17 protein-coding genes are annotated in these 22,201 nt (G+C 44.8%); 2 read left to right on the plus strand and 15 right to left on the minus strand.

The genetic code is table 11. From position 1 onward, the window contains the following. From AB5170_RS14600 to AB5170_RS14610, 3 genes are all read right to left on the minus strand, one after another. Positions 1 to 2,140, minus strand: a 2,140-nt coding sequence (locus AB5170_RS14600) for a Cna B-type domain-containing protein (RefSeq protein WP_368365088.1), incomplete at its 3' end; no start/stop codon positions are given. A 446-nt stretch (positions 2,141 to 2,586) separates the two neighbouring features. Then, the gene (locus AB5170_RS14605; RefSeq protein WP_173717401.1) at positions 2,587 to 3,792 is read right to left on the minus strand and encodes a bacterial transcriptional activator domain-containing protein; all 1,206 of its coding nucleotides are present in this window, start codon (positions 3,790 to 3,792) and stop codon (positions 2,587 to 2,589) included. A gap of 263 nt (positions 3,793 to 4,055) precedes the next feature. Continuing rightward, positions 4,056 to 4,292, minus strand: a complete 237-nt coding sequence (locus AB5170_RS14610; protein WP_118583972.1) for a purine biosynthesis protein PurH — start codon at positions 4,290 to 4,292, stop codon at positions 4,056 to 4,058. A gap of 181 nt (positions 4,293 to 4,473) precedes the next feature. Between AB5170_RS14610 and AB5170_RS14615 the strand changes: the two genes are divergently transcribed. Then, positions 4,474 to 5,559 carry a polysaccharide pyruvyl transferase family protein gene (locus tag AB5170_RS14615; RefSeq protein ID WP_148463328.1) on the plus strand — a complete coding sequence of 362 codons (1,086 nt, stop codon included), beginning with the start codon at positions 4,474 to 4,476 and terminating at the stop codon, positions 5,557 to 5,559. 34 nt (positions 5,560 to 5,593) lie between these two features. Beyond that, the gene (locus AB5170_RS14620) at positions 5,594 to 6,835 is read left to right on the plus strand and encodes a lipopolysaccharide biosynthesis protein (RefSeq protein ID WP_118583966.1); all 1,242 of its coding nucleotides are present in this window, start codon (positions 5,594 to 5,596) and stop codon (positions 6,833 to 6,835) included. 72 nt (positions 6,836 to 6,907) lie between these two features. On the opposite strand, the gene AB5170_RS14625 is transcribed toward AB5170_RS14620, so the two are convergent. From AB5170_RS14625 to AB5170_RS14680, 12 genes are all read right to left on the minus strand, one after another. Next, positions 6,908 to 8,272, minus strand: a complete 1,365-nt coding sequence (locus AB5170_RS14625) for a M20/M25/M40 family metallo-hydrolase (protein WP_173717400.1) — start codon at positions 8,270 to 8,272, stop codon at positions 6,908 to 6,910. A gap of 176 nt (positions 8,273 to 8,448) precedes the next feature. Further along, positions 8,449 to 9,405 (minus strand): tRNA dihydrouridine synthase DusB, encoded by a 957-nt coding sequence (gene dusB / locus AB5170_RS14630; protein WP_173717402.1) that lies wholly within the window; start codon positions 9,403 to 9,405, stop codon positions 8,449 to 8,451. Between the two features lie 176 nt (positions 9,406 to 9,581). Beyond that, a complete protein-coding gene (locus tag AB5170_RS14635; protein ID WP_118583962.1) occupies positions 9,582 to 9,932 on the minus strand; it encodes a DUF6145 family protein in 351 nt (116 codons plus the stop codon). Between the two features lie 126 nt (positions 9,933 to 10,058). After that, positions 10,059 to 10,895, minus strand: coding sequence for a biotin--[acetyl-CoA-carboxylase] ligase (locus AB5170_RS14640; protein WP_173736409.1), 837 nt, complete (start codon positions 10,893 to 10,895; stop codon positions 10,059 to 10,061). Positions 10,896 to 11,033: 138 nt separating this feature from the next. Continuing rightward, positions 11,034 to 12,035, minus strand: coding sequence for an ornithine carbamoyltransferase (argF, locus tag AB5170_RS14645; protein ID WP_173717397.1), 1,002 nt, complete (start codon positions 12,033 to 12,035; stop codon positions 11,034 to 11,036). Positions 12,036 to 12,186: 151 nt separating this feature from the next. Next, positions 12,187 to 13,131, minus strand: a complete 945-nt coding sequence (locus AB5170_RS14650) for an SPFH domain-containing protein (RefSeq protein ID WP_173717396.1) — start codon at positions 13,129 to 13,131, stop codon at positions 12,187 to 12,189. Position 13,132: 1 nt separating this feature from the next. Next, on the minus strand, positions 13,133 to 13,567 hold the full coding sequence (locus tag AB5170_RS14655) for an NfeD family protein (protein ID WP_173717395.1): 435 nt from the start codon (positions 13,565 to 13,567) through the stop codon (positions 13,133 to 13,135). Between the two features lie 88 nt (positions 13,568 to 13,655). Next, positions 13,656 to 14,438: an RNA methyltransferase gene (locus AB5170_RS14660; protein ID WP_118583958.1), complete on the minus strand. Its 783-nt coding sequence runs from the start codon at positions 14,436 to 14,438 to the stop codon at positions 13,656 to 13,658. A gap of 15 nt (positions 14,439 to 14,453) precedes the next feature. Continuing rightward, positions 14,454 to 15,110 (minus strand): TrkA family potassium uptake protein, encoded by a 657-nt coding sequence (locus tag AB5170_RS14665; protein WP_173717393.1) that lies wholly within the window; start codon positions 15,108 to 15,110, stop codon positions 14,454 to 14,456. Positions 15,111 to 15,185: 75 nt separating this feature from the next. Next, the gene (locus tag AB5170_RS14670) at positions 15,186 to 16,478 is read right to left on the minus strand and encodes a TrkH family potassium uptake protein (RefSeq protein ID WP_368361501.1); all 1,293 of its coding nucleotides are present in this window, start codon (positions 16,476 to 16,478) and stop codon (positions 15,186 to 15,188) included. A 297-nt stretch (positions 16,479 to 16,775) separates the two neighbouring features. Next, positions 16,776 to 17,765 carry a 6-phosphofructokinase gene (gene pfkA, locus AB5170_RS14675; RefSeq protein ID WP_118583954.1) on the minus strand — a complete coding sequence of 330 codons (990 nt, stop codon included), beginning with the start codon at positions 17,763 to 17,765 and terminating at the stop codon, positions 16,776 to 16,778. 206 nt (positions 17,766 to 17,971) lie between these two features. Then, on the minus strand, positions 17,972 to 21,472 hold the full coding sequence (locus AB5170_RS14680) for a DNA polymerase III subunit alpha (protein WP_227199192.1): 3,501 nt from the start codon (positions 21,470 to 21,472) through the stop codon (positions 17,972 to 17,974). Positions 21,473 to 22,201 lie beyond the last annotated feature (729 nt).

Genomic DNA, 22,201 nt, shown 5'->3' on the forward strand with positions numbered 1-22,201 from the left:
TATTTGCTTTCTTCGCAAGTCCGCTCCAGGTGTGGCTCCAATTATTCGCCGCATTCAGGTCTACCGGGGCTCCGCTTGCTTTTCCGTCTGCATAAAGCTGTACGGTGACGGAATCCGGGCGGATTCCGTCCTGGTTGTTGCTGTCATTCCATACCTTCTTGACACTTACACTGGTCTCTTCTGGTGTATCTTTTCTATTAGAAATCTTTACAGTTCCAGATTTTTCCTGATCACCAGGGAAACTATTTTTGTGAATTTCGGCTCCGCCCTGATAAACGTTTTTAGCATAAATGGAACACATTCCATTATTATTCATATATGAGCCTTCTGGAACAAGGGCAAATCCGCCCATCTTCTTTCCAGTATCTTTCACATATCCCTTATATGGAGTTCCATCTTCATTTACGAAGTTCCAAATTGTTCTTTTTGCAATTTGTTGACCTTTACTATTCGGATCCAGTTCGCTTTCTTTTTTACCAGCAACATCAACTATTTCATTTCCAACATAAAGTACTTCTGTCGCAACATCAAGTTCATTCATGCCACTTGGAATCATAACATTGATCACAAGAGCTTGATTATCTCTAACTGCTGGAAGATTTAATCGGTGCTGTTTCAGATCACTTGGGGTTAAATAAACAACTTGTGCTGAATCTGTAGATTTCGCCTTAGCAAGTTTCTTTGATAATCCAGATACTGTTGTTAAAATATTAGTAATGTTAATCAGAGAATCGAATTCTGCTGCGGTAACCTTCTTAACAGCCCCCTTATCGGTCGTCACCTCTGACGTTGTTACAAATAAATTGTTTGAGCTATTTGCAGTTAAACTTGTAACCCCTTCAATCACTTTCGCAAATGAAGTTGTATCATAGTTCATTAAGCCTTTTAAACCTTCTGAATAATCATAAGAAACTGTATAGTCTCCTATTTTTCCTCCATCTTCAAGAATATTTCCTTTTTCATCTAATTCATATACTTCATATGCACTTTTTGCATCCTTAATTGTATACGAGGTAGAGCCAACTCCGTTAGCATCAGTTGTAATGGTTACATCTGCGACTTTATTCTTGTTTGCATCAACTATTCTAAAGTTAAAAGTTTTTGCAGCTGCCGGATTAACTGATTTTTCAATATTAATTGTAAGATTAATTTTCTTTTCAGTTCCCTGTGCTCCAACCGGGTTTCCATTTCCTTTAAATTTATCTACAGCAAAATTTCCCTCAAAATGCATGGATTGCTCGAAATAATTCGCAACAACCATAAATTGGCTTGCATCTTTCAAGCCATCTTTTATATCAGCATAAGAAATAGAATTATTTCCCATCTGAGTTGCATTAATAACAACTGTGTCATGTGAAGAGTCTACTGTGTATCTGTCATTAATTGCAATTGTAAACTGATAATCAAATGTCTGGCCATTATCGACTTCTGACAAAGCGTTATTTGTATCCCAATTATTTTGTTTCTGACCTTCTACGTTTGGATTTTGATCTGGACGAGCAATTGCAAGCACTGCTTTATATTCACCAGTTTCTATGCTCTTCTGTCGATTACCATTATTATCATACAGCGCATCAAATGTTGCCTCGCCAATTCCATTTTCTACAGTTATTTTTTTAAACTGATGTAATCCATCTTTTTCAATCTTCGCATAGTATGTACCATTCTGACTTGTTGCAACGTTTCCCTGCGAATCCACAAACTGTAATCTCAGCTTAAAACTACTCAGACCTTGATCTGCGATAATAAAAGTACTAAAACTATCCGTTGTTAATGTTACTTCCTTAATTTTTCCTTTTTTATTCAGTTCAACATTATCCGTTACATCTTCCAACTGATCCAGGTTTTCATCCAAATGTAATACCTGTACACTGTCTTCTGTTGTTTCATTTGATAATTTCTGAGCCTTTTTATAAGAAATGTTTACGGAAACCTGACTTTCTGCTGGCTCGATTTCGTTTCCGTTCTCATCTTCAAAATGCATATCATAAATCAGATAACTATCATACAGAACATTCTCTAACTCTTCATATTCTTTCAGTTTCTGTTCTGCATACGCATAACCATCCTGATGATCTGCTTTATTCATTTTTGTGACAACAAATTTGGCGTTGTCCGGTACTGCATCGGCATTTTCCAACGTTGCAGTTACCGTTACCTTAGAATCCTCATAGGTATATACCGTCTGCTGATTTTCCGTCTCCGCGGCCGCACTCTTCTGCTTCACCCTTCCCACCGTCGCCGCAAACGTCGTCACAGATGAATCAGCCATGATCATCACGAGAGCGAGAAACAGTGCCAGAAATCTTCTTAAATACCCATTCTTTTTCATAATGTCTCATTCCTTTCTTTGGATATGTAGATTTATTTTAACCGAATCGGGAATTATTTTCGGTTGCATGATAGATAGTATATGATTTTTAAATATATTCTATCACTTTGCCTCTTTCTCCAACTCTTTCATTTTCCGAAAGAGTTGCAAAAACGAGCGATTTCCTATGGCATTTTTAGCATTTTTCAAGTCTTTTCCCTAAATCAGGAGCAAATGAGTTCATACTCATCACAAATCACATCGTAGACCATAATTTATCCCTCCATTTCACACATCTCTCCAATGGATGCCACATAGAAATCAACCTGAGTGAATTTCTTATCGCCAGAGAGCTTATTGAATTTTTTTGCAATTCGTTTGGAAACGATGGGGCAGTTCTCCTGGCTGATTTCGATCAGCATGACAATATACTGCCGGACATTGTATCTGGTGTAAAAATCACCTTTTCGTATGGATGACTGGATGGCCTGTCTGAGAAGTTCGGACTTTTCACGTTCCTTCTCCTCCGAAACATGATCCGCCTTATAGTCCAGTGTGCAAAGCATAACAAACACGGATAAACCAGAGCGCTCCACCATACGGCTGAATACATGATAGATGTCAACAAAGCTGGGAAACGGACAGAAATATGCTCCTACTGCAGCCTCCTTTTCCCGAAGTCTTTCCTTGATATCGCTAAGGGCACCTGCTGCCTGTGAAGTCCGTTCTCCCATCAGCTTGAAACGCTTTAACAATCTCTCCGAAGGGGCCACTCCCATTTCATCGAATAAAAGCTTTTCGGTGTTTTGGTAAACTTCAAGGCCTTCCTTATATCGTGACATTCCGATCAGGCTGTCGATTTCCCAGACCTGCCACTCGTCAAAGGGATAAATTTCGGCGGCTCTGTGCGCCACTTTATGCAGATCTTCATACCGTTCATGCCCCTTCAGCCAGCGGCACAGCTCCTCTGTAACACGGAAGTACTCATCTCTGCACCGGACATTCTCCACAGCGACCCATTGCTCCCCGATCATATCCGGGAGAAATTCACCTTTATAAATTTTCCAGGCCTGCATCCAGAGATGGAGCTTGTCCTCTTCCCGTTTCTCCTTTTTTTCTTTCTCTATCAGTTTCCGGAACTCATTTACATCAACCTGAACTTCAATATTTCCGTCCCAACAGCACATTCCGGACTGGATATTTATGTATTTGCTATCTGGAAGTCCAATATCCTTCAGCTGTTTACGAAGTCTGAAAATGGTGTTGTTCAGGCTTCCGTTCTTATTCTCCACCTCAACTCTTCCATAAAGGGCATCTATCATAGCAGCTTTGGAAATTCCGCCGTCTTCGGTATGAAACATAAGCAGCTGAAAAAGCTGTGTAGTCTTCGATGCTTTATTTCGATCCAGTACCAGTTCTTTTCCCTTATATTCCAACGAAAAGGTTCCAAGCATGCGAACCTTTAATACGTTTTTTTCCATATACTTTTCTCCATAACTAAAATAATTCTAGAACGTATTTATTGCAGACATAATTAGCAATAGCCTTTTATTTCCATATTAATTATAATACGACTTTTTTACATAATAACACCAGAATAAAAAAAGAACTATTAACATTTGGTAAAAAAAAGGCAGAAGTTTTCGTTACATGTACTGAAAACTTCTGCTCTTACTGCTTCTTTATTCTGTTACTTCGTACTGCCTCAATTCATATTTCAGTTTGGTGCCCTCTTTGATTTCTATTAGCAAAAGGACTCCGGGCACCGGCTTCTCACCGGCATGTCCTCGCTTTTTACGTATCTTGCGTTAAATTCCATATTGATCTGGCGAAGCTCTTTCTTCCCATCAATGTATTCCTGATACATCTCAGCCAGCCCTGCCATACAACCGTCGCAGTTCGCCTCAATATTTCCAAGGGATTCTGCAACAATCTTCTCCCGCTCCTCACGGGTAGTTTCTGCGATTAAATATCCCGCCATCTTTTCGCCTCCACTTTCTCAGGTAAATTTCATTATCTCTATTATAGCGTACTCCTTAACAATTTCAACTTTAACTTCCATAAACACTTTGGAATTAATTGATAAATCCACCTGCAAAAACTGTTTATTTTCTCGTTTATGTGTTATATTATATCTACCTTATATTAGCCAGGAGGACTTTATGCAGAAAAAACGAGTAGGTGTGATTACCTTCCATAACTACGACAATTACGGTGCCATCCTACAGAGCTACGCGCTTCAGAAAAAGCTGCAGGAAATCGGCACCCAGCCGGAAATTATTGATTACCGCTGCGACTATATCAGCAATCCTTTCCGCCTTGTAAACCTGAAAAAGAAAGGACTTTTTAACTATATTTACGGGACAATCGGCCATATCTGCTACATTCCCCGCCGTTTCAAATGCAACAGATTCCGCAGACACATGCGCTACAGCCAGCCTGTCACTCAGGGTAAAATGCAGCCGGTAGCTGGCAAATACGATATTTATATTGCTGGAAGCGACCAGATCTGGGATTACAAGCTTACCAATTTTGACACTACCTATTTCCTTGATTTTGTAAAAGAGGGGAAAAAGAAATGCAGCTATGCCGCAAGTATCGGTGAAAATCTTCCGCCGGAAGAATACCAGCAGAAATATAAAGAACTGCTTTCCGATTTTGATGAAATTCTGGTTCGTGAAGACTATGGGGCTGACATTGTAGAGAATCTCACAGAGAAGCGTCCTGAAGTGGTCTGCGATCCTACCCTTCTTCTCACTGCGGAAGAGTGGGATAAGCTTCTGGTTGAGCCAAAATATAAAGAAAAATACATTCTGGTTTACCAGCTGGGAATTAACAAAGAAATCGTAGACTTCGCCCGCCGTCTCCACAATAAGACCGGCTACCGTATTGTATACATTCCTTTCCCATTAGTTGGTCTTCTGAAATGTGACTGCAAGATCACGGTTGGTCCTGCAGAGTGGATGGGACTTTTCAAAAATGCAGAGTACGTGGTTTCTGATTCTTTCCATGGCGTTGTTTTTGCCCTTATTTTTAACCGCAAATTCTTCGCCAAGGTAAACGGTCACCACATGAACCGCCGTGTTCAGCAGCTTCTTAATCTGGTGAAGCTTACTGACAGAACTATGGATGATGTTTCTTACGAGAAGCTTACTGAAGAAATTGATTTCACTTATGCAAATGAGCAGATTGCCCGCTTCCGCGAGCACTCTATGGAACAGCTGCGCCAGATGACATCTGAGGATTAAGCAGCGATTACCAATAAATGGAGATTTTTAGCAAATGAATAAAGAAAAAAATGTAAAAAAAGCCTTTTTATGGAATATGATCGGAAGTACCTGTTACTCAGGCTCCTCCTTTTTGTATCTCCTGGTGGTAACTCGTGTGTGTGGCGCACAGCTGGCAGGGTTTTATTCCTTAAGCTACGCTACTGCACAGCTGCTTCTGCAGGTGGGACGCTATGGTGTCCGCACCTATCAGGCCACGGATCTGGAGCACAAATATATTTTTTCCGAGTATAAGGTTTCCCGCATTATCACCTGTGCACTGATGATGCTGTTTGGAATTATTTACAGTTCCTTCAGCTTCAAAGGCGAATATATTATCATCAGCACTTTTATTATTATGATGAAGATGATTGATGCGGTGGAGGATGTTTTCCACGGAAATCTTCAGCAAAAGTACCATGTTGAGCAGATGGGAAAAATGCTGGCGGCGAGAAATCTGTATTCCGCAGTTTTTTTCACCGCTATGCTTATTATCACTAAGAACCTGTACTGCACCTGTGTTGCTACTTCTACAACCTCCCTTATTCTGTGTCTTATCATTAACTCACAGATGACCAGAAAATACGTTGGTCATGAAGAGGATGGACGCAAGCTTCAGATGTCTCATGTGTGGGAGTTACTTCGAACCTGTACCCCTATGTTTATCGGTACTTTTCTTTCCCTGCTGCTCTACAACATTCCAAAATACGCAATGGCTGGCGTTATGACAGATGAATATCAGACTTACTATAGCATTCTGTTTATGCCTTCTTTTGTGATTTCGCTGATGTGCGAGTTCGTGTTTAAGCCTACCATCACCACCATCGCAGAATTATGGTGGGAAAATAATGTGAAAAAGTTCACACTGTACATACTGCGGATCATTGGCATCATCCTGGTCTGCTGTGTAGCTGTTGTGGCTGGAGGGCATCTCATCGGTCGAACATTGCTGGAGATTATTTACGGCGTGGATCTTTCCCCATATAAGCTGCATTTCGTAGTTCTGCTTATCGGCGGAGGAATCAGCGCGGAAGTCTACATGATCTACAATATCCTTATCGCTATCCGCTGGGGAAAATGCCTGCTTCCAGTTTATTCCATAACCGCAATTATTACCATCGCAGCTGCCCGGATTCTGGTGCAGCAGTGGGGAATTATGGGCGCAGCATTGAATTATGTACTGTCCTGCTCCATTTTGTTTGTGCTGTTTACTTTGATTCTGGTTTATGTAATTCTTCGAAAAAAACATCAGAACTAATTCAGTTAATACAACATCCCCCGGAAGGGAAATGTCCGTTTATTGGGACTATTCTTTCCGGGGGATGTTTTTTTATTTTCCTTTCGGATTTATGCGTGGAAGCTGATACTCTCGTATATTTTCATAGCCCGATAACGCCAACAGCAACAGCAAGTCACGCTGTGGTCCTTTCCAGGATTCTGCAGGTTCGTACCATTCGTGGATGGTATGCTCTCCACCGCCTTTTCCTCCCCAGCCCACGGTGATGGCAGGGATTCCAAGACTGATGGGGATGTTGGCGTCTGTGCTGGCGGCACCGATGTACAGGGTTTCCATGCCAATGGCCTGATTTGCAGCATTTGCAGCCTGGACAATCTGGCAGGATTTTTCCTGGGTACCAGCAGGGCGCCTGCCCTTTTGTTCGAAGGTGACTGTAATGCGGTCATCTTCTGCTGAGGTTTCCCTGTCTCCATTATCAGCATTCACTGGCACTGCGCCAGCTGTATCTCCCACACTGCTTTTCGCTGTCATATTATTGTCGTCAAGGATTCCTGTACTCTCAGAACTTAAAGTTCCATATCCCCAGCGGGCGTTTTCCTCATTCACGGCTTCTTCTATTGCCTGGTGGAGTTTTGCGGATAATTTCTCAAGTTCCCCTGCATCCACAGAGCGCAGATCCACCAGCATAGAACACTCTGCCGCGATTACATTTACAGACGTGCCGCCGTTTACTACGCCTACACTGAAAGTAGTTTTCGGATTCTTTGGTGTCTGGAAATCGCTGATTTTCGCAATCGCCCTTCCCATTGCGTGAATCGGGTTGGGAATTCCGAAGCCGGTGAAGCTGTGTCCGCCGGTTCCGTGGAAAGTTACCAGATAGCGCTCGCTGCCTACTGCCTGGTAAATGATTCCAGAGGTTTTTTTATCATCAATGGAAACGAAACCGTCGTAGCGCCCTTCTGTGTCTGCCATATCCTTAAATACATGCTTAATTCCCCTCAGATCACCAAGTCCCTCTTCGCACACATTTGCACAGAACACAATATCTCCCTCGCCGCGAATGCCTGTAGCATTCATTGCTCTTGCAAGACTGAGAAGCTCCGCTACCGCCCTGGTATCGTCTCCGATTCCCGGACAGCTGTAGCGTTCGCCTTCTTTCTTCAAAGTAAGGTCTGTCTCCCTTGGGAAAACAGTGTCTGTATGTCCCGCAACCATAATTCGCGGTCCATTCCCAGTCCCTTTCCAGGTTCCCAGCACATTTCCCACCTCATCAACGTGCACCTCTGAAAGACCGGCATCCACCATCTTCTTTCGGACATATTCCGCTTTCTCCCCTTCTTCATAGGAAGGCGCAGGAATCTGGCACATTTCCAGGTGCTCCTGCAAAGTTCTTTCATCATCTTCGCGCAGAAATTTTAGTGCTTCCTGCACACCGTTATATCTCAGTAATTTATCCATAATCTTTCCCTTTCAACTATAGAAAAAGTCAGCAAGTTCCAGCCTTCCCAGCCCAAACCTCCTGACTCTCATACGTCTGATTATTATCTTTTTATCACCATACAGCGGTTTTCCACTCATCTGGTCAACACTACATTTGAAATGATTTTTTGCAGAATCGGATCCACTGAACATAATTATAATCTCTCCAGCAGCTTCTCCAAATCTGCATAACTCTCAATATTATTGGATTCCCTACGAAGCCCTGCACTGTGGGGCATTCCTGCTGTATACCATGCCACATGCTTACGCATCTCCCGAATGCCGATAAACTCACCCTTCATCTCTATCTGCGCCCGCGCATGCTTCAGAATCATCGCTTTCACCTCGGCAAGAGGCGGTCTGGCCAGCTCTTCCCCTGTTGCAAAATAGTGATTCATCTCCCGGAAAATCCATGGATTTCCTTCCACAGCACGCCCGATCATCACCGCATCACATCCAGTCTGCCGGAAAAGTTTCTCCGCCTTTTTCGGCGAATCCACATCCCCATTTCCAATCACCGGAATGGAAACTGCTTCTTTAACCCTGGCAATGGTCTCCCAGTCTGCTATCCCGGAATAATACTGCTGCCGTGTCCGTCCATGAACTGCAATAGCTGCTGCCCCGGCATCCTCCACGCGCTTTGCAATCTCCACAATATCCACCGGCTCATTCTCAAAACCGATACGAACTTTCACTGTCAATGGCTTCTGAATGGCAGAAGAAATGCTTTTCACAATCTTCACAATCAGATCCGGATTTTTCAAAAGAGCTGAACCTTCACCGTTATTTACCACCTTCGGCACTGGGCATCCCATATTGATATCCAGAATGTCAAAAGGCTCCTCCTCGATTTCCTTCGCCACCTCCGTCATCAGCTCTGGCTCACTTCCAAAGAGCTGCATGGAAATAGGATGCTCCACCGGGTCGATTTCCATCAGCGCCCTGGTATTTTTGTTCTTATAGGAAATAGCCTTGGCACTGATCATCTCCATGCAGAGAAGCCCAGCGCCCTGCTCCTTGCAAAGCCTGCGAAAAGCCAGGTCGGTAACGCCCGCCATTGGTGCCAGGACGAACCGGTTAGGGATCTCCACAGTTCCGATTTTCCACTTCATCTCCTTTGGAAGCTCATATCTCAACTTAGAATCTAAATTACTACTCATATCACCTTAATTACTTTCATATTTGATGTGTAACTATTCAATCCTTTCAACAATTACTCGCTTCGTGAACTCAAATGTCACATCTGATGAGCTGCTATTTTCCCTGTTTATCAGTTTATCCACACAGCTTACTCTTCTGTCTTCTCTTTATCCACATCTTCCCCAAGGAAGAACACACGATAATACATTTCCAGAGATTCCAGAAGCTCCTCTTTCTCCACACGCAGCTTTTTAATCTTCAGTGCACCGCCAATATCATCATAAAATCCATCAGCTTCCGTAGCCTCTGTTTTAAACTGCAGGTTTCCGTGATCATCAAATTCCAGTGTGAAAATTCCTCCAATCTCTTCTGTGAAAAGAACACACATGATCTGCAGTTCCTTCTTCACATGATCAGGCAGAGAATCAAAGTCTTTATTAAAGTAATATTTCTGTTCATAGGCGCTTGCGCCGCAAAGCACTACATTCTCCTGATACAATTAAGTCCCACCTTTCTGTTTTCATCTGTGTCAACAACATTTTCGCAAGTGATATGCCCCATTCACTGTAGGATTATCGCAATCAGTGGGGAATATCATTTGCGAAAATGTGCCTAAACAATAGCCTTACACATAGCTATACAGCCCGCGAACCGAAACCTCACCGGCGCTGACAGCTACAATCGTTCCATCAGTTTTCTCTACCAACAGCTCTCCGCCATCTGTAATCCCTCTGGCCACGCCCTCGTACGGCTCTTTCGCCAGCACACGCACCGGCTGATTGTAATTAGCAAGAATACTTTCATATTCCTCTTTCAGCCCACTGAGGTCACAGGTCGCTGCAAATTTTTCATAGTATTCCTCAAAAGCTTCCATCACAAGCCCGGGAATCTGGCTTCTGTCAAATTCCTTGCCGCTCTCCAGATAAAGGGATGTAGCCTTGTCTGCCATCTCCTCCGGAAACTCTCTGATATTTACATTAATTCCCACTCCGATGACTGCATAGTCAATTTTTCCATCGCGAACCCCCATTTCGGTAAGGATTCCGCATATTTTTTTGTGGGAAACTACCACATCATTGGGCCATTTGATACTTACGTCAAATCCAAGATTCTTCACTGCTTTCGCCACAGCCATACCCATTACAAGGGTAAGGGTTGGTGCATACTGAGGTTCAAATTTCGGTCTGAGAAGAATGCTCATCATAACCGACGTACCCTCTGGTACCTCCCAGGATCTGCCAAGTCTTCCTCTTCCTGCTGACTGAAATTCTGCCAGTGCAAGAGTTCCCTCTGATGCGCCTTCCTTCGCCAGACGCTTGATCCACAAATTGGTAGAATCTGTTTCTCTTGCAAAATGGACGGTTTTGCCCGCCCATTTTGTATGTATCTGATCTGCAATTGTGGTTTCGTTATAGATACTGCCCGTGCCAATTTCTTCATATGATTCTTTTTCGGAAATCATTTCAGATACCCTTTCTATAACTCCCAATCGTCCAGGTTCTTTGAATAAATGATACATCTTATCCAGAGGATAAAAAGTAGTACATAAGAACGTAGAAACAATCGGAATTCATTAATTCATTGTTATCTGGAAGCCGAATTATTTATTCTCAGGCTCTCCCAGTGTAGCAACCATAACCGCTTTAATGGTATGCATACGGTTCTCAGCCTCATCAAATACCTTAGAAGCCGGAGACTCGAATACTTCGTCTGTTACTTCCATATCTGTCAGATTGAAGCGCTCGCCCATCTCTTTGCCAATCTTTGTCTTAAGATCATGGAATGCCGGCAGACAGTGAAGGAAAATTGCTTTCTCCCCTGCATTCTTCATAACTGCAGAGGTTACCTTGTATGGTGTCAGATCATGGATTCTCTCTTCCCATACTGCATCCGGCTCACCCATGGATACCCATACATCTGTGTAAATAACGTCTGCGTCCTTCGTTCCAGCCTCTACATCCTCTGTAAGAGTAATGGTTGCGCCGGACTCTGCAGCGTACTCTTTGCACTGAGCAACCAGCTCCTCATTTGGGAAATATTTCTTACTTGTGCAGGCTACGAAATGCATACCAAGCTTGGAGCAGGCTACCATCAGGGAGTTACCCATGTTGTAACGGGCATCGCCCATGTAAACCAGCTTGATTCCTTTCAGATATCCGAAATGCTCACGGATGGTAAGCATATCTGCTAACATCTGTGTTGGATGATATTCGTTTGTCAGACCGTTCCAAACCGGAACTCCTGCATATTTTGCAAGATCTTCTACAATTTCCTGACCAAATCCACGGTACTCGATACCATCATACATTCTTCCAAGAACTCTTGCAGTATCTGCAATGCTCTCTTTCTTGCCGATCTGGGAGCCAGTTGGATCCAGATAGGTGCTTCCCATTCCCAGATCATGGGCTGCCACCTCGAAGGAACAACGTGTTCTGGTACTGGTTTTCTCAAAGATCAGGGCAATATTTTTGCCCTTGTAATACTCGGTAAGCTCACCGGCTTTTTTCTTTGCCTTTAACTCAGCGGATAAATCAAGAAGATACAGAATTTCCTCTGGTGTAAAGTCTTTCAGTGTCAAAAAATTTCTGCCTTTTAAGTTCATAATAATCCTCCTCTGGTGCCAGGTATAGTGCCTGGCACCATTTTTCTTTCTGCCATGCTTTACAGTAAACTGTCGTACAAGTCTTTCAATTTTTCACTTTTCAGACTACCATCGTCGGCTTTCATCTCATTAATTTCTTGTTTCAAGAATGTTACTCTTCTTTTTTATCCTTTTCATCCACAACAACTTCCTTCAAAGAAGCTGCCAGTCCTGCCAGGTTCTGGATCTCTGACGGGATAATGATCTTGGTAGATTTGCCGTCTGCCACTTTCGCAAGAGCTTCGAAGCTCTTCAGGGTAAGAACTGCATTGTCAGCACCTGCCTCCTTGATCATACGAAGACCTTCTGCATTCGCCTTCTGAACCTTCAGAACTGCCTCTGCCTGACCTTCTGCCTCTTTGATCATGCGCTCTTTCTGCGCTTCCGCGCGAAGGATAGCAGCCTGCTTCTCAGCTTCGGCATCAAGAATTGCAGATTCTTTTTTACCCTCTGCAACAAGGATGGTGGACTTCTTCTCACCTTCTGCGATCAGAATTGCCTCACGTCTCTCACGCTCTGCTTTCATCTGTTTCTCCATGGCTTCCTGAATAGCGGCCGGAGGAATGATATTTTTAAGCTCTACACGGTTTACCTTGATTCCCCATGGATCAGTTGCCACGTCAAGGGAAGCACGCATCTTGGTATTGATCACCTCACGTGAGGTCAGGGTTTCATCCAGTTCCATATCACCGATAATGTTACGCAATGTAGTCGCGGAAAGATTCTCGATAGCCATGATCGGATTCTCAACGCCGTATGCGTACAGCTTCGGGTCTGTGATCTGGAAAAATACAACAGTATCAATCTGCATGGTTACGTTATCTTTTGTGATAACCGGCTGTGGTGGGAAATCTACAACCTGCTCTTTCAGATTGACTTTTCTTGCCACACGCTCTACAAATGGAAGTTTGAAGTGTACACCGGTTCCCCATGTTGCCTGATAAGCACCTAAACGCTCAAGTACGATCGCATATGCCTGGGGTACGATGCGGATGCAGGATGCCAGGATCCACAGCACCAGAATGATGACAATCAGCAAAAATAAGATACTTCCCATATTACGCCTCCTTTGGCTCCACGATCAATTTAACACCGTGGACTGCTTTTATGATTACTACAGTGTCAACCGGAATTGTTACGCTGTCATCGGATGTCCGGGCCATCCATTCAATGTCATTGATGCGAACCTGGCCTGTCTGGGCCAGATTATTGATCTTCTGGATCACGACAGCCTTTTTTCCAAGAAGACCTTCCACATTTGTTTTCTCTGTGTCTTTTCTCATAAGCTTCAGAGCTGCCGGTCTTGTAAAAAACAGCAGCACCAGTGAAACACAGAAAAACAGAAGAAGCTGCGGCACGATTCCCATTCCAATGCCGGCTGCAATAGCGGCAGCAAGTGCGCCTCCTGCAAACCAGATGGTGGTAAGTGCCGTGGTAAGCCCTTCAATAACCAGAAGCACAGCCAGGACTCCCAGCCAGATAATTGGTTCCATAAGACTCCCCCTTTCAGATAAGCGATTGTCAAAATCTGCCATACGTCATCAGATATACTTCAGCAGACAGATTCCAGATCAGCTAACCCTACCGTCTCTGCCTTGCAGCCTCATACATCAAAATTCCTGCAGCCATAGCTGCATTCAAGGACTCCACCTTGCCGCACATGGGGATCCGGATGAGACAATCGGCAGCTTCTGCTGCCTCTTCCGTCAGCCCGTTTCCTTCATTTCCAATAAGAAATGCTGTGCCGCCCTGATAATCCTCCTGATCATAGGAATTTTTTCCTTTCAGGTGGGCTGCAAAGGTACGGATACCTTTTTGCTCCAGTTCTGCTTTTAATGATACCACATCCTCCACATATAGGAAAGGCATTCTGTAAACAGATCCCATAGTTGATCGGATGACCTTTGGATTGGTAATGTCTACGCAGGTTTTCGTAAGAAAAACACCGGAAACACCAGCACCCTCACCTGTTCGGAAAATAGTCCCTGCATTTCCCGGATCCTGAAGATCCTCAAGAACCATTACCAAAGGAGCATCTCCTTTTAAAATATCTTCCACAGTCCACACCGGTTTCTTCAGAACTGTAAGAATTCCCTGTGGAGTCCTGGTATCACACATCTGGCGGAAAACATTATCTGCCACGATTTCTCTTTTTTCTTCCGGAAGTTCCATGACCTGCTTCATCAGGGACTCATCTGCAGTCAGGGATTCTGTCACATAAACCCTGGAAATCCAGTCCTTTGGAGCTTCCCCGAACATTTTCCGTCCCTCAGCCACAAACAACCCCTGTTCCCTGCGGGCCTTGGCCTTCTGGTTTAACTGTATGATATTTTTTACCTGTGTATTATTTGCACTGGTTATCATAAATTATCCTCCCTGTTACAGCGGCTTTCGGAATTTATTCAAATCCTCGTTCTTTCCTACTGCAACCAGAATACAACCCGCTTCCAGCTTCTCCGCAGGATTCAGGTTTACATTTACAGAATCTCCATGCTTCACTGCAACCAGATTTATATGATGCTGCTCACGGAGCCTGATCTCTGAAAGACTTTTTCCCACCCATTCATTCGGGATCCGGAATTCTGCCATACTGAACTCCGTAGAAAGCTCAAACACATCCTCAAATCCACTGGCTGTAAAATTACGGGCAACGCGGATGCCCATGGAACGCTCCGGATATATTACCTGATCAGCACCAATTTTCTCCAGGATCCGGCCATGAAGGGAATTCATTGCCTTCGCCAGAACAAGCGGGACGCCCAGATCCTTCACCTGCATGGTGGCTGTAATACTGGCTTCCATATTTTCTGCAACCGCAATAATCGCAACGTCTACATTCTGCACGCCCAGAGATTTCAGAATTCCAGGCTCGCGCACATCTGCACGAACTGCATAAGTGACAGTATCTGCAATTTCCTGAATATTTTCATCTTTATCATCAATTGCCAAAACATCATAATCTGCATTCGCAAGCTCTTTTGCCAGGGTCATTCCAAACTGCCCCAATCCAATGACTGCAAAGGATTTTCCGCTCATTCTAATCTCCTTTAAAATCTGCTATGAAAGCAACGGACTTTCATGCGGGATAATGTCGTCCACAGACGCCATTTTCTATCCTATCATAATATTCTCTTCTGCCAGATGTACATCTTTCGTTCGCTTCTGCGCACGGGATACAACCGCCGCGCCCAGTGTCAGCGGACCGATTCTTCCAAGATACATGGTAAAAATAACGATCCATTTGGCCGGTGTATTCAGGACCGCGGTCAGTCCTCTGGAAAGACCTACGGTTCCAATTGCAGAAGTAAGCTCATACAGCACATCCACAAAGGGTGCATCCGGCATAATTGCAAAAATCCCCAGCACGGAAATAAGCAGCACACTAACCGCCATTCCCACAACTACCTGCGCAGAACGGATATAACTGCTGCGAATCTTTCTCCCATAAACCTCTACATCCTTTTTTCCCCGAAGGTTGGCAATAATACTCAGCACAAGCACTGCAAGTGTAGTCGTCTTCACTCCGCCGGCAGTCCCCATAGGAGAACCTCCAACCAGCATAAGAAACAGACAGATTATTACGCTTCCGCTGGTCAGTGCCCCCTGATCAATTGTAAAAAATCCTGCAGTTCTTGTGGTCACAGACTGAAATGCCGCTGCCATCAGCTTCTGTCCAAAGGACAGACTTCCCAGTGTGTCCGGGTTCTTATACTCAAACAGTAAAATACAGATTGTCCCACCAAGGAGCAAAATCCCGGTTGTAGTCAAAACCAGCTTGCTCTGCAGACGAAGGGTCCGGAATAATCTGCCAGGAGAAAGCTTCTTCTGAAAAACCAGCTTTATTCTTTTTCCAAGATCCCACCATACGTTAAAGCCAAGTCCAGAAGCAATAATCAATCCCATAGTTGTCACATTCACCAGAGGATTGGTTACATAGTCTGCCAGACTGTTCTCTCCCAAGAGATCGATTCCTGCATTGCAAAAGGCTGAAACTGCTGTAAAAGCAGCCTGCCCCAGACCTTTCACCAGTCCAAGCTCTGGTACAAAGCAGAATGCATAGCCGACGGCTCCGATTCCTTCCGCTGCAAATACGCAGAGAACCACTTTTCTCACCACTGTTACCAGACCGGACATCTGCTCCAGATTATAGGATTCCTGGATCATTCTGCGGTTCTTCAGACTGATCTTCTTATTCAGGGAAATAAAAATAATGCTTGCAAGAGCGATCAGGCCAATTCCGCCAATCTGGATCAGCAAAAGGATCACCAGCTTGCCGATCAGGCTCCAGTGAGTGGCTGTGGTCACAGTTACAAGACCGGTTACACATACACAGGTGGTGGCTGTAAACATAGCATCGGAGAACGAAGTGGTCTGGCCTGCTGCCGTACAGAAAGGCAGCCACAAAATTAATCCTCCTACAAAAATTACCCCCGCAAAGCTGAGGGTAATAATCTGTGCCGTATTCAGTTTATGCAATTTATATTGCAGGTTTTGAATGAACATAAGCTTCCTTTATGCCAATGCCCCTCAGCATCTTTCGCAGAATATTCTGCTGCAGAATGTCAGGAACAATGACTCTTTTATAATTACGGTTCACCTGACGCCGACACATAGCTCAAAGAATTTCTGCAAAATGTGTATCACAGACTGTAAAACCCAATCGGAGATATGCTCTGAGACAAGTGAACCGTATTATCACTGTTATTTCCTATAGTTATGGGAAAGGGACTCACAAACCTCCCACATATATGGAGTTACGCTCTTCTCCATTGCAAGAGCTTCATTGATATCGAAATCAACGAAATCACCATGACGATATCCAACAACACGGCTCTTCTTGCCTTCCAGAAGAAGGTCTACTGCCATAGCACCCATCATGGATGCATATACACGGTCCTTACATGTTGGGCTTCCACCACGCTGCATGTGACCAAGGATAGTAGCACGTGTCTCGATTCCTGTAGCGGCCTCGATACGAGTTGCCATAGCCTGTGAATGACCGATACCCTCTGCATTGATGATGATGTGGTGTTTCTTACCCATCTTACGGCTCTCAATAATGTTATTGATCAGCTTCTGCTCATCATAGTCATACTTCTCAGGGATCAGAACATCCTCGGCTCCGTTGGCAATACCACACCACAGTGCAAGCCAGCCGGCTCCACGTCCCATAACCTCGATGATACTGCATCTCTCATGGGAAGTAGATGTATCACGAACCTTGTCAATTGCTTCCATAGCTGTATTAACAGCGGTATCAAAACCGATGGTGTACTCTGTACATGCAATGTCAAGGTCGATGGTTCCTGGAATTCCGATTGTATTGATTCCAAGGTTAGCAAGCTTCTGTGCTCCGGCAAAGGAACCGTCTCCACCGATTACAACAAGTCCGTCAATACCGTGCTTGCGGCAGATCTCTGCACCACGCTGCTGTCCTTCCGCTGTGCGGAACTCGGCACATCTTGCAGTGTAAAGAATTGTACCACCACGCTCGATGGTGTCGGATACATCTCTTGCTGTCATATCGATGATCTCTTCGTTTAAAAGGCCGTTATAGCCCTTCTGGATACCTTTTACTTTAAGTCCGCTGGAAAGTCCACGTCTTACAACTGCACGGATTGCAGCGTTCATTCCAGGAGCGTCACCGCCGCTGGTAAGGACACCAATGGTCTTAACTTTGTTTTCTGCCATAATAATCTCCTCCATCTTATGAATCGTCGGGAGCTGTGTCTCCATTTTCAGTGGAAACGCCCTCGTTTTTCTATACACATATTCAGCATTAGTTTATAGCATTTTCAAAGGTTTTTCAAGACTCTTTCCTTAAGTAATTGCCGAAATTACACTCTGTTTTCCGTGATTTTACCATAATTTTCCATATACCTGTCTGATTCTTCACTTTAAAGCGTTTTCAGAGCTCTTTCTACAACCCGGATATTGCCTTCACCATATTTTTTACTCATCTGTGCAAGCCATTCATCCTGCAGATTTACATGGTATGCAGCAGACAGTTTTTTCATTGCTTTTACATCTTTCAGATAAATAACGACAGTGTCTGTACCCTGAGAATTCCGTAGATCCTCCAGAAGCCCTTTTTCTTTCTGGCTGTAATCGTCCTTACTTTCAAACTGGATCCAGAGTTCTCTCGGAATATCGGAGAAAGGCCGTACCTTTTCCAGGATCAGTTTGCTGGCCTTGTCATCCTCGGCAGATACCCGTCCCTGGATGAATACCCTGGCGTCCTCATTGATCATATTCTGCCATTTCTCGTAATCTCTTGGGAAAACCATGACTTCCACAGTTCCAACCAGATCCTCCACGGTAAGGAACGCCATCACTTTGTTTGTTTTGGTATACTTCACGTTTTTCTCTGTGATCATTCCTCCGATGATGACTTTCTGATTGTCCCGTACTTTTGACTCATCCGGTTCACCGCCTTCACGGTCGTCTTCATCTGACGGCTGGAAATCAATAGTTCTTGCGGAAATCATTTTCTCCATCATATTACGGTAGCGATCCAGAGGATGACCGCTCAGGTATATGCCAAGGACTTCTTTTTCGTAGGACAGAACCGTCTCTTTGTCATATTCTTCCAGATTCGGCATACGGATCTCAAATTCTTTTTTTTCATCTTCGCTGGCAATGTCGAATAAGCTGAGCTGCCCTGCCATAGACTGCTTCTTGTTTCGGGAAATGTCATCTACGATCTGACCAAAAACGACCATCTTCTGATGACGGTTTCCTTCCAGACAATCCAGAGCACCGGCCTTGATAAAGTTCTCAATGGCACGCTTGTTCACAGCTTCCATATTCCGCTCAATAAAGTTCTTCACGGAAAGGTACTCGCCATGTTCTTTTCTCTCTGCAACAATAGCCTCGATGACCGGACGGCCTACGCTCTTGATTGCGGAAAGTGCATAGAGGATCGAGCCTCCTGATACAGAAAAACCATACTCGCCTTTGTTGATGTCCGGCGGCAAGATCGGAATATTCATCTGGCGGCAGACCTGAATATACTCGGCAACCTTGGTAGGCTTGTCGATTACGGAGGTCATCAGCGCAGCCATATATTCTACCGGATAATAGTATTTCAGAAAGGCAGTCTGATACGTAACATAGGCGTATGCAGCCGCATGGGATTTGTTAAATGCATACTGTGCAAAATCGATCATTTCGTCATAAATCTTATTTGCGATTTTCTCGTCAATTCCATTCTTAATACATCCAGGAACACCTTCTGCTTCATTTCCATAGACAAAAGCCTGGCGTTCTTTTTCCATAACGTTAAGTTTCTTCTTGGACATGGCCCGGCGGAGAAGATCGCTTCGTCCCAGGGTAAATCCGGCAAGGCTCTGTACGATCTGCATAACCTGCTCCTGGTACACGATACAACCGTGAGTCGCCTTCAGGATTGGCTCCAACTGAGGACAATCATAGTGGATGGTGTCTGGACGGTTCTTGCCGCGGATATACTGGGGAATAAAGTCCATCGGTCCCGGACGATACAGGGAAATTCCGGCGATCACATCCTCCAGGCTATGAGGCTTCAGTTCTTTCATAAAGCCCTTCATTCCGCCACTCTCCAGCTGGAACACACCGTCTGTACGTCCGGTTCCAAGAGAATCCAGCACTTTCTGGTCATTATAATCTATCTTTTGCATATCAAGGGATATGCCGTAATTTTTCTTTACATTTTTTACTGCGTTGTTGATTACAGTCAGGGTTCTAAGGCCAAGGAAATCCATTTTCAAAAGTCCCAGCTCCTCAAGAGTTGTCATGACAAACTGGGTGACAATGGTTCCGTCCTGCGCGCGGGAAAGGGGCACATACTCGGAGACGTCTTTCTGGCTGATTACAACTCCGGCAGCGTGCATGGAGGTATGTCTTGGAAGACCTTCCAGACGTTTGGCCATGTCAATCAGATGATGCACATCCGGCTGCTCGTCGTATGCTTTTTTCAGTTCCGGGTTTACTTCCATGGCTTTGTCGATTGTGACAAGCTTCACATTCGGTATTTTGGCAGGAACCATTTTCGCAATGGAGTCTACCTGGGCATATGGCATATCGAGGACACGGCCTACATCACGGATAACACCGCGGGCTGCCAGGGTACCAAAGGTAACGATCTGAACCACACAGTCTTTACCATATTTGCGCACAACATAATCGATTACTTCCTGTCTTCGCTCAAATCCAAAATCCACGTCAATATCAGGCATGGATACACGTTCCGGATTAAGGAAACGTTCAAACAGAAGGTCGTATTTAATTGGATCAAGTAAGGTGATTCCAAGAGTATATGCAACAATACTTCCGGCTGCGGAGCCTCGTCCGGGGCCTACCTCGATACCGTTGCTGCGGGCATAGTGAATGAAGTCCCAGACAATAAGGAAATAGTCAACGTAGCCCATGTTTTTGATAGTATTCAGCTCATATTCCAGGCGTTCCCGAAGCTGTGGGGTAACCGGATCGTACAGATGCTCCAGACCTTCAAAGCAAAGCTTATTCAGGTATTCCCAGGAAGTATAGCCGTCCGGAACGTCAAATCTAGGCAACTTGGTAACGCCGAATTCGATTTCTACGTGACAGCGCTGGGCAATTTTGTGAGTATTCTCCAAAGCTTCCAGGGCATATGGAAAAAGAGCTGCCATTTCCTGCTCAGATTTCACATAGTACTGACCGCCTTCATAGCGCATACGGTCTGTATCCGACAGCTTCTTGCCTGTCTGAAGGCATAGAAGAATATCGTGGGGATCTGCATCCTCTTTATACGTATAGTGAATATCGTTAGTCGCCACCAGGTCAATTCCGGTCTCCTGGTGCATGCGCAGGAGCTGCTGGTTCACATTCTGCTGTTCCGGGATTCCATGATCCTGAAGCTCTAGGAAAAAATTGCCTTCGCCGAAAATTTCCTGATAGCGGAGGGCCGCCTTCTTAGCGTCCGGGTACATTCCTCTGTTAAGGAACCGGGCTACTTCACCGGCCAGGCAGGCGCTCAGCGCGATGAGACCTTCGTGATATTCCCGGAGAAGCTCCAGGTCTACTCGTGGTTTATAGTAAAAGCCTTCTTTAAAGCTTTTGGATACAATTTTCATAAGGTTCTGGTAGCCCTGGTTGTTCTCGGCAAGAAGTACCAGATGGTAGTAACGGTCGTCGCCACTGCCGATCTCGCGGTCGAAGCGGGAACCAGGGGCTACATAGACTTCGCAGCCAAGGATCGGATTGATTCCGGCTGCTTTCGCTGCCCGGTAAAAATCGATGACGCCGTACATGACCCCATGGTCTGTGATGGCCGCGCTGTCCATCCCAAGCTCCTTTACACGGGCAACATATTCTTTTATTTTATTGGAACCGTCCAGCAGGGAGTATTCGGTGTGGACGTGGAGGTGGGTAAAAGCCATTGTGTGTCTCCTTCTTCGCAAATTTGCTATTTAATGTGTTGGTCGTTATCCCGGACGCGATTTCACAATGTATATTCACCGCCGCGCGTCGCAACGTTCCGGCAAGCTAATGACTAACTACGACTAAGACGCTCAGGAAAGCCTTCGCGCCTAAGTCTCCGTAAGTCATGGATCTCGCCTCCACTAAAACCGCTCCTGAAATGCGCGGCTTGCGAATATACATTGCAAAATCGCTGGTTACTGAAAAGGGAAGAAAGAAACAGTAACGACAACAACGGGGGTGGGGTGAAGTAGTTGGTATCCCGCAACTTTATTGTTTTTCTAATCTATCGTTGTCAAGAAAGTATCGGGAAACCAATCACTCCCCTCCCCCTTCGTTAAAAGTTCTTACCAGCCAGTACACAGCATTTGGGCAATGTGTATTACTCCAGCGAGCCATTTCAGGCGCGTTCCTAGCGAAGATGAAATCCAGCGCTTACGAAGACTTATGCGTGAGGGCTCTCCCGAACGCATTAGTCGCAGTTAGCGATTAGTTCATCGGAGCGTTGCGCCGGCGAGTGAGTAATACACATTGTCCAAATGCGTCCCTCCTGAAGAACTTTTCACCCTCCCAACACACTAAATAGCAAGTATGATTAATAAATAGTTTAACACAAGTTCAAGCCCTGGTAAACACCCGTTCGTGTTTTAGAGAAAAAACCTGCATACCATATTGGGGTATTCCAATAT

Source organism: Ruminococcus sp. RTP21484sp1_RTP21281st1_A8_RTP21281_210402, assembly GCF_040914025.1.
Classification (GTDB): domain Bacteria; phylum Bacillota; class Clostridia; order Lachnospirales; family Lachnospiraceae; genus Blautia_A; species Blautia_A faecis.